This window comes from Streptococcus sp. SM3, assembly GCF_027497875.1.
The window spans coordinates 1-10,277 of sequence record NZ_JAJNSA010000088.1; the positions used below are offsets into that span (position 1 = coordinate 1).

The following is a 10,277-nucleotide window of genomic DNA, read 5'->3' on the forward strand; positions in this document are numbered from 1 at the left end:
GCCGACAGAAATTGCTCTTCTCAACCATGTTTCCAGCTATGTTGGATCTACCTGCTACGTCGTGCACCGCTTAGACAAGGAAACCAGCGGAGCGATTTTATTTGCCAAAAATCCTTTTATCCTGCCCATTCTCAACCGCATTTTAGAAGATAAAAACATCCAACGCGAGTACTGGGCCTTGATCCAAGGTAGCTTAGCACAAAAAACCATCGTCTACAAGGATAAAATCGGACGCGATCGCCACGATCGGCGCAAGCGCCTGGTCGATCCACGCAAGGGACAGTATGCAGAAACCCAGGTGACGCAACTGAAAAAAATCGGGCGCAACAGCCTGGTTAAATGCCAGCTTAAGACGGGGCGTACCCATCAGATCCGGGTGCATCTCTCCCATCATGGGCACCCGATTGTCGGGGACCCTCTCTATAACCCTGCACGCGGAGAGCGACTCATGCTCCATGCTCACCGCTTGACCTTCACCAATCCATTAACCCTTGAAACCATCCAAGTCGAGGCCCCTTCTAAGAGTTTCGAAGAAGGGTTGAAAAAATGAGAAAAGAACCGAAATAGTCTTCTTAGAGACTTTCCTTAAGTGAGTACGGACGTCAGCGAACTTCAAAGAAGTTCCATGACTTAGTTTTGAGCCCCTTCGCTCTTTAATTTCTAGGCTCAGGCTAAAACAGTTTCCCAAACTGTTTTACTCTCAAAACTCCCGAGTGCTTGAAATTCTAATATTTCAAGCACTTTTCTCACTGCGTAAAGTCTCCAGTCATTATCGAATAATTCAAAAGATAAAAATCATTTAAAACAATTGACAGAATCTCTCATTTTATTTTAAAAACTTATCTGCATTCAAAAAAGAAGCCTGTGGCTTCTTTTTTTTATTGATAGCGAGGGGTTGCAAATCCACGGATATTGCCATGTCCGATTCGGTAGGTATTGCGACGGACTTGGTTGTTGGAGTTTCCTTCAATGGTGTGAATGATCCCATTTGAGACGCTTTCAACAATTCCGATATGATCTGCAAAGCCGTTATTTGGCTGGCTATTTTGATCCCAGTTAAAGGTGATGATGTCCCCTGCTTTTGGTGTAGAGGCACCATTTTCATTCCAAATACCCAAGCGTTTGAAGATCTGGATGTGACGTTCGACTCCACATTCACGACCAATCAAACCGCTCAAACCTTCCCGCTGGAAGACGGTTGTGACAAAGATATCACACCAGTCATCGGTCGTCTTCACTGCATAACCTACTGGAAGTGGTTTAACACTGTTGTAATCATTGACCAATTGATGGTGAGCTGCAGTTCCGCCACGAACACCCACTAAACTAGCTGCTGCCCGTAAGACACGGTCCCGTTGTCCATTCGTTACACGAGGACTAAAAGCAGTTTGATCTACTGTCGCACGGGGATGAAGGGCTGTTTGACCAAGGTTAAAGCCTTCAACGCCGCCATCGACATAATCTACATAGACGTGAGTGGTATAGTTACCTGATTGGTACTGGTGATTTGCTGCAGAGACCTGCACTTCTGTATGCATTCCAGAAGGTGCTGTTGAATACCAGAAGAGGTTTTCCTGATGTGCTTGAGACCAGGCTGCGACACGGATGTTCTTAATCCGACGTCCCTGAGGTGCTTGATCCACCGTTACCGTATAGGTTCCAGCACCAGAATTGACATTCTTGATCCCTGTTTGTGTCTTAGTCTTTGCATTACGGAATTCAACTTCTGTACTAGTGCCACCAACACCGATTAGTGAACCATCATTTTGAATGTAGTAAAGGTGAACAAAGTACTTACCGGTAGAATTCTTGTGATCACTCGCTTTGACCGATACTTTATAGTCTCCGTTCGCTTGACGGGTTGCTTCATACCAGCGAATGTCATCTTGGCCATCCTTATCAGACCAAGTTGGAACTTTCACAGTCCGCACCCCTTTAGGGCTATAGACATCCTTGATGATGACGTCAAAGGTGCCCGTGTCCTTGTTGTTGTTAACTATTGAAATCGTACCAATTGGTTTGTTATGCTTAACATCTACCACCGTTTCAGTGATATAATGACGCTGATTTGTGTTATCTACGATATAAAGGTCAGCACGATAATTGCCAAGTGAATTCTTGTGCTCATCGGACTTGATGGTGACACGATAGCTACCATCTGATTGTCTAGTTGCTTTGTGCCAAATAATGTCATCCTGGCCGTTCACAAGACTCCACGATGGGACTAATACCTCTTTAATCCCATTTGGCGCAGAAATATTACGAACTACCGCATCAAAAGTTCCCAACTCAGCATTGTTATTTTCAATAATGAGACTTGCAGTCGGACGAGTTTGGATAACTTCTACCACTTTTTCGGTCAGGTAAAAAGGAGTATTAGAATCATCTACAAGATAGGCATCCGCTCGGTATTTCCCTGTAGAGTTCTTATGATCCGTCGCCTTAATCGTCACGCGGTAAGAGCCATCGGATTGAAGAGTAGCCTTATGCCAGATGAGGTCGTCCTGACCACCAGCAAGACTCCATGATGGAACCAAAATTTCTTTAACTCCATTAGGAGCGACAATATTTCGAACAACTGCATCAAATGTCCCTGCTGCAGTATCGTTGTTTTCAATTGAAAGAACACCGCTTGGTCTTGCGTAATCAACAGCTACTACTTTTTCAGCAATGTAGTGACGATTATTCGAGTTATCAACAACATAAGCATCTGCTCGGTAGTTTCCTTTATTTCCTTTATGCTCACTGGCCTTAATAGTGACACGATAGCTACCATCTCCTTGTTTAGTCGCTTTATGCCAGATAAGGTCATCTTGACCATGCTCTAAGCTCCATGACGGAACCAATACCTCTTTCACACCATTTGGAGCGACAATGTTTCGAACAACCGCATCAAATGTCCCTGCTACAGTATTGTTGTTCTCAATTGAAAGGGTACCACTTGGTCGTGCATAATCAACAGCAACTATTTTTTCGGCAACATAGTGACGATTGTTCAAGGTATCAACAACGTAAGCATCTGCTCGGTAGTTTCCAGTGGAATCTTTGTGATCTGAAGCTTTAATTTTCGCACGATAAGAACCATCAGGTTCTCTCATAGCTTTATGCCATATCAGATCATCTTGACCGTTCTCAAGGCTCCAGGTTGGGACAAGAACTTCTTTTAAACCATTAGGAGCTTCAACATTACGAACAACTGCATCAAACGTTCCTGCCACTGGATTATTATTCTCGATTGAAAGCGTACCACTGGCTTTTGCTTCTGTAGTGGGAATCGTTCCACTTGTTGTCGCTCTTGTTTGTTCTTCCTTTCTATTAGAAGAGAGGCTTGTAAACACAGCAGAAGATGGAGATTCTGTTTCGATCTTTTCTTCAGTAACATATTCGGCAAATTCAACGTTATTTTGAGTAGTTTCATTCCGATATGCTTCTGTATTTGACGAGGTATCTGCCTTTAAAACGATTGCAGCAGTATTTTCAGATGTCTGGTCAGATGAAGTTTGTTCATCAGCCTTAGCCTGTTGCGTTGAAAAGGCTAATAGTACCGCCGCACTCGCATATAAAATTAAATCTTTCTTTTTCATGTATCTTCCCTTTATACAAATTTTATACTTTAATCATTTTACCACACGGTTTCAGCAATGAAAAGTTTTATAGGGCAAATTTTTAAAATTAGTGATATTTTTTTGAAAAACTAAAAAAAGAAGTCCGTCTGACTTCTTTTGATCTTATGCTAAATGTTTTAAGGCCGTCTTTAAGTAGTGACCATCTCGGATTTCCTGACCAACACGCTTGGCATTGTCCACCAAGTCTTGGTAATCAGCATCTGAAAGATTGTCGATGGTCTCCTTCAAATCATGGAGAGACTCTACTGCAATCCCGCAGCCGTTCTCAAGAACAAAGTGAGACAGAGCTGACTGTTTCCAAACCACAAGCGGGAATCCTGAGGCTAAGTAAAGTGACGCCTTGTGAGAGTTATTATAGCGAAGGTACTCGCCGAAAACACCACTACAGGTTTCCGCACTATCCCCATCCCAGACCAGTCCAAAACCACCCTCAAGGGCTGCTGGAAGCTCATCAGGTAGGAAGGAGCCAAAGTAAGTTTCATTCTCTAAAGATCTACTCTCATCAAAACCAACACCATAGAGATTATAGGCAGGTTCTGCAGGAAGAGCATAGAGATAACCAGCTTTTTCCTGGGCCAAATTACCTGCCACAATGATCGGCCGATCTTTTGTTTGGCCGCTCTTTTCTTGAAAATCTGGAATCAAATAGTCAAAAATTCCAAGACTCACAATCTTATCTTCCGCCACTCCTTTATTGACCAAAACAGATTTCATAATAGGATTATGGGCGATGATGACATCAGGTATATTAAGAAAACTTGACTCCTGAAAATGCATACGAATTTTATATCTCAAAGCTATCGAATCCAAGTTACCATTTCGTAGCACCTCTAGATCATGAATCAAAAGGTAGACTTTTATCCCTCTTTTTTGTATTTTCTTAATTAGATGTGTTGTAAAAAAGCTGTGATGAAGCATTGGAAATTGGATTAGCAACTCATCTCCTTGTTGCAATTGATCTAGAGCCCGACCAAAAGCCTTGGATTTATGAAGCTGTGCCTTAAGTGTACTCATCTCATACCAATTATCAACCGAGAGAACCAAGGCTTGATAACCTTCTCTCTTTACAATTTCTTCAACATCATTACGTGCCTTATTACCGGCATTTTTAACATTGTTATCGTGTAAAAATTCTTCTTTTAAATAGTATTTCATCTCTTATTTCTCATTTTTCAAAAGCTGATTTTTCAGGATAGCGTTCTTTCAAGATTTCCTTAAAACGAATGATATTCTCCTCTTTAAAGTCAACTTCATCATTCACACAAAGCAATTTTTTATGTTTATCTTTAAAGATACTCTCTAACCTATCTATTTGATGTAAATTAATCGTTTCACCAAAATTCTTTGATATAGGATAAAACTGATTACTTTCAATTTGCCAATACTGACAGATATATTGATTAACGTCTACTTCGTAGTCTCTAATTTTATTTCGTGACGTTCTATCTAAGGTTGCACCCTCAATTTTCCACAAATACGCCAAGGTGCTTTTTTTCATAGGTGTAGCTAAATGGTTATTCACATAGCCTGTTGGCCCCCATGGCAAAAGTAGCAAGTTTTTCAAAACTAAATGCCCATAGCGGTAGTTAAAAAATTTCCAAGGCGAGGACTTTAGGGCCTTCTTATTAGGAAAATGACGATAGATTAACTCAACATTTTTGTAATAAGTATTTGTATATGATGACCAAGGAACCAAAGCATCATATACCGCAAATAGCTTAGGTTGCCCATTCTTATAAAAATCCGAAGGTTGACTATCCCTAATCAAGTACACATCATCATTGAAATACAAATAATTTTCCGACAATCCTTCGATACGATGAAGATTAAGCTCAATAGCAGCAGAATTATAAGTAGGTAGATACTCTTTAGGGATAAATTCCTTATGAGTAATCCATCTGAGTTTTGGATGATCTAAATTCAACCAGTCAGGCTTTTGACCATTGGTGACTAAGTAAACATTATTCACCCAAGAGGCATGTTTTTCAATCATTCGAAACCAGTAATTAAAAATTCCAAATTCACGGTATCTTAAATCTCCATCAACTAATTCATTAGAAACTGAGATTTGGCCTGTTACTTCTTGTTTCTCACGGATAAACCCCGGGTCACTGCCATCTACCCAGAGGACAACGATATCAATTTTTTCTTGTGTCATTTAGTAAATTCTTTCTCAACGACTTCCAGAGCACGCTCAATGACCACGTGCATGTCGTAGTATTTATAGTCTGCTAGGCGTCCACAGAAGATGACCTTGTCATTTTTAGCAGCTTCTTCTTGGTACTTAGCAAACATGGCGTTGTTTTTTTCATCATTGATTGGATAGTAAGGCTCATCCCCACGTTTCCAATCAGCTGGATATTCACGTGTGATCACTGTCTTCGGTTGGGTTCCATACTCGAAATGCTTATGCTCGATAATCCGAGTATAAGGAATCTCACGTTCTGTATAGTTGATCACAGCATTACCCTGATGATTTTCCTCATCCAAGATCTCGTGTTCGAACCGAAGGCTGCGGTATTCCAACTCCCCATGCTTGTAGTCAAAGTACTGGTCAATCATCCCTGTGAAGACCACTTTTTCAGCAGAGCTTTCCAGTTCTTCACGATTGGCAAAGAAATCAACCCCAAGTTCTACTTCTACATCGCCCAGCATATTTTCGATAATGACATTGTAACCACCAATTGGAATCCCTTGGTAACGGTCGTTAAAGTAGTTATTATCAAAAGTCAAACGCACTGGGAGGCGCTTAATGATGAAAGGAGGCAGGTCTGTTGCAGAACGTCCCCATTGCTTCTCCGTATAGCCCTTGATCAACTTTTCATAGATATCTGGACCAATCAACTTGATGGCCTGTTCTTCAAGGTTTTTGGGCTCAACATCTTTCATATCGGCCGTTTGCTCCGCAATCTTGTCTTTGACTTCTTGAGGAGTCTTTGTCCCCCACATGGCGTAGAAGGTATTCATGTTGAAGGGAAGATTGTAGAGGCTACCCTTGTAATTCGCCACCGGTGAATTGATATAGTTGTTAAATTCAGCAAATTGGTTGACATAATCCCAAACCTTTTTGTTTGAGGTATGGAAAATGTGGGCACCGTACTTGTGAACATTGATTCCTTCAACTTCTTCACAATAAATATTCCCACCGATGTGATCCCGCTTGTCAATCACTTTTACTTTTTTACCACGTTTTGTTGCTTCGTGTGCGAAGATTGCTCCAGACAAACCTGCACCAACAATCAGATAATCGTACATCATAAACTCCTTTTTATAACTTAACTATTCGATTGATATAAGGGATTCTCATTAATATCATAATAATTATAAAACTAATAATTAATGTAAAAATAGGGAAAAATAAGTACGCCCCCACTATGTTAAACCCTATAAACTTTTGCCATATTCTCATAACATAGGTATGTATTATAAATACTCCCATCGTTTGGATCGATAAAAAGTAGATGATTTTATATTTATTAGAGTCAATAGTTAGCGTTAATAATGTAAGAAATAAGCCTAAGCTAATGACTTTTACCAAAAGATTATCATAAAAATATTCAGCAAAAAGATTATGATAAATAGTTTTTGCCATGAAAAATAATATCATTGGTGAAATCAATAACAAAAGCATGCTAACGACTTTCATCCATCCCTTAAATATATATTTTAAATTATCTATATCGAATTGCGCTACAAAGCCACCTAAAATATAGTAAAAGAACCAAGTCCATAATCTAAACGTTTGAATAACATAAGTTTGCACCGGCATTTGAAGCAAAAAATTTACCAATTCAAAAATCAAACCAATAACGACTAATAAAGATAGAATGTATAGATAACTTCTTTTTGAATGTAAAATTTTTTTCAAAATTGGTAAGCATAAATAAATTAATATCAGTGATCCAAAAAACCAAAATTGGAAGAAATAACCTTTTTGTATTAAAGAAGCTGCAATCTTTTTAACTGGATTAGCTGTAAAATCTCGTTTTAAAAGCCAAATGATAAGGTTCCATGAGCACACTGTTATTAAAATCCATTTCACCTTTTCCAGTATATAAGAGTATTTTATTTCACTTTTCCCCAACAATAAATAACCATTTACCATAAAAAACAAAGGAATTGAATAAGTCCCTAAATAATATAAATAGGATGAATAATTCCATATTCTTGTTTCCTTAAATCCCGGCATTGTAGTATGAAGTAAAACAACTCCAATACAAGCAATAACTTTAATAAAGTCTATGTCAATATTCCGTATTTTCTTCATTTCGATTGTTTTCCTATTATTTGTTTTAACTCTTTCACATCTACCACTTTCAGAACTAGAATAGCAAGCAGGTAAATGAGGCCACCAAGCACTGCATACACAAGAACATTTAAAGTAGGTGAAAAATGCAAGAATGGTTTTGCACTTAGCAACAAGCCATACATTATAGCAGAAGCGAGAATAATTTTTGCCATAGACCCAATAATCGGAACTTCCTTAAGGTAATGACGGGTATAGTACAATTGAATGAACCACACCAGTGACTCTGTCAGAACTGATACAATAGCTGCGCCAATAAAACCAAAGTGCGGTAAGAAGAGCAGGTTCAAACCGACACTGACGATAGCAGGAATCGTGGTGGACAGCATAAATTCTTTGTTCTTATCATGCGGGATGAGAATTTGAATCCCCATAATATTGGTCCATCCGATGAAGAACATACGAAAGATCATGATAGCGATGGCATAGCGAGCATCTTGGAAATCCTTCCCTAAGAAGAATCGAACAAAGTCACCGTTGACAATCAGCATGCCGGCAATGATCGGGAAAATGACCAAATTATAAATCAAAAAAGACATTTGATGCATCTTGTTGACAGCCTTGTGGTCCCCTGAGGATAAGAGGCTTGACACCCGAGGCAACATGACACTTCCCAGTGAGGTCACTAGGGTCAGCAAAATATTGACAAGTTTTAAGGCCTGGTCATAGATCCCCACATCCTTTGTAGAGGCGAGAGCTCCCAACATGGTCCGGTCCAAAGTGACATAGAGGGAAATGGCAATCTGCGGTAAAAAGAGCAGAATGACCGGTTTTAAATGCACCCGTGCATAAGCCAAATCAAAACGTGCTTTCCCAATAAATTCACGGGCGGGCAACCACATACTGAGTTGACCTAACAGCTCAAAAATCGTTAGTAAGAATACATAGAGATAAAGATCATTAGCAGACTTAACAAACAAGAAGATGGAGATGACTCCAACCAGTTTGACCGTGATATTTCGAATCGTAATCTTGCGAAAATCTTCCAACCCCTGAAAGAGCCAGGAGATGTCGAGTCCCTTTGATACTAAGCTAAGACCTAAGATATAGGCCACAGGATTTTGCATGGAAGATAGGGTTACACACAAAAGAACATAGAGGGCAAGGGATAAAATCGTAGCCCCCAACTGGAGAGTATAAATCCCCCAGAAATTCTTTTGGATGTCTTTTCGGTGTCCTGAAATCTCCTTGGTTCCATAATTGGCCACTCCTAGGGTCGCCAAAAGGATGAAGTAGGTGACAATAGAGTTGAAATAGCCATAAGTCCCTAAGTCATTTGAACTAAAAACCCGTGTTACATAAGGGGTGGTGATAATCGGCAAGATAATCACCAGTAACTGGTAGGAGAGATTGTAGGCGTAATTTTTTAGCACTTTCATAAGGATGTAACTAGTCTTAATCTTTCTTTTTAACTGGACTTAACTCATTTTATTCAATGTTATTATCTGGATTCATAATAAATAATCGACTGATGAACAAAATTAATGGAGAGTAGCGAAGAACCAACATCTGAGGATCGAACATTCCATGGATAACCATAATTCCTAAGCAAGCCAGTACGATATCTTTTTTAATGGTTATGAAATATTTCATAACTTTAGTAAGAGCAAACAACATGAAGGCACTCACAATCAAACCATCAATAACCAACAACTGCACAAAGGAGCTATCTATGAAATTATAATTACTAGTAAAGTTGCCAAACATATCTAGAGTTTTAAAAGAAATTCGTTGGCCAAATAAAGGCACTCCAAAATTTCGGAAACCATCCACACTAAGGCGCAAACGATTATGCGTAAATTGATCGACTAAGTGAAATAAATTCCCAGATGAATAAAAACAAAAATACAAGATAATCGCTAATGCTAAGATAAAACCGTACTGCGCAAGTGTCTTTGTCCAGAAATTTCCAATGATAAACTCTTTTTTAAAGATTTTAATACTCAACAAAGCATAGGTTAGTAGCAAAATACTTAAGTAAAATGGACTGGATGTCGAAGTTTGTTGGTACATATAAATCGTAGCCAATAGTAAGACCAACAATTCAAGGTAAGAAATTCTTTTACCTCGAAACATCAGATAAGTACACAATGCAAAGAACAGTCTCTGTGATGCAAAGGATACATAGCTAAATCCTAGACTAAAACGGTAGCCACCATCTGCATTCATAAACATATTGGTAATGATACCTTTTTGACTGGCATAAATTGTTAAACAAAGTACCAGGAATGTCGCTATAGAAAAAGTCCCTAATAATTTCCTAAAATCTATATCTCTAGCAGAAAAAACAAGAAGCAACACATTTATATCTAACAATCCATCGCGATTTTTTGCAACTAGAAGCA

8 protein-coding genes are annotated in these 10,277 nt (G+C 39.1%); 1 reads left to right on the forward strand and 7 read right to left on the reverse strand.

Annotated elements, in window-relative coordinates; all coding sequences use genetic code 11:
• The coding region (locus PAN06_RS10905) for an RluA family pseudouridine synthase (protein ID WP_269796310.1) at positions 1 to 550 on the forward strand (550 nt) is incomplete at its 5' end.
• A gap of 328 nt (positions 551 to 878) precedes the next feature.
• Here PAN06_RS10905 and PAN06_RS10910 read toward each other — a convergent pair.
• The 7 genes from PAN06_RS10910 to PAN06_RS10940 form a co-directional block, all read right to left on the reverse strand.
• The gene (locus PAN06_RS10910) at positions 879 to 3,584 is read right to left on the reverse strand and encodes a GBS Bsp-like repeat-containing protein (RefSeq protein ID WP_269796311.1); all 2,706 of its coding nucleotides are present in this window, start codon (positions 3,582 to 3,584) and stop codon (positions 879 to 881) included.
• Between the two features lie 144 nt (positions 3,585 to 3,728).
• Positions 3,729 to 4,781, reverse strand: coding sequence for a galactofuranosyltransferase (locus tag PAN06_RS10915; RefSeq protein WP_269796312.1), 1,053 nt, complete (start codon positions 4,779 to 4,781; stop codon positions 3,729 to 3,731).
• Between the two features lie 10 nt (positions 4,782 to 4,791).
• On the reverse strand, positions 4,792 to 5,784 hold the full coding sequence (locus PAN06_RS10920) for a stealth family protein (protein WP_269796313.1): 993 nt from the start codon (positions 5,782 to 5,784) through the stop codon (positions 4,792 to 4,794).
• Positions 5,781 to 6,881: a UDP-galactopyranose mutase gene (gene glf, locus PAN06_RS10925; RefSeq protein ID WP_269796317.1), complete on the reverse strand. Its 1,101-nt coding sequence runs from the start codon at positions 6,879 to 6,881 to the stop codon at positions 5,781 to 5,783. Before glf ends, PAN06_RS10920 begins: the two co-directional genes overlap by 4 nt.
• Positions 6,882 to 6,894: 13 nt before the next feature.
• On the reverse strand, positions 6,895 to 7,893 hold the full coding sequence (locus tag PAN06_RS10930) for an acyltransferase family protein (protein WP_269796314.1): 999 nt from the start codon (positions 7,891 to 7,893) through the stop codon (positions 6,895 to 6,897).
• Entirely contained in the window at positions 7,890 to 9,311 is a 1,422-nt protein-coding gene (locus PAN06_RS10935) for a flippase (protein WP_269796315.1), read from the reverse strand. Before PAN06_RS10935 ends, PAN06_RS10930 begins: the two co-directional genes overlap by 4 nt.
• A 49-nt stretch (positions 9,312 to 9,360) precedes the next feature.
• On the reverse strand, positions 9,361 to 10,277 hold a 917-nt coding region (locus PAN06_RS10940), incomplete at its 5' end, for a polymerase (protein ID WP_269796316.1).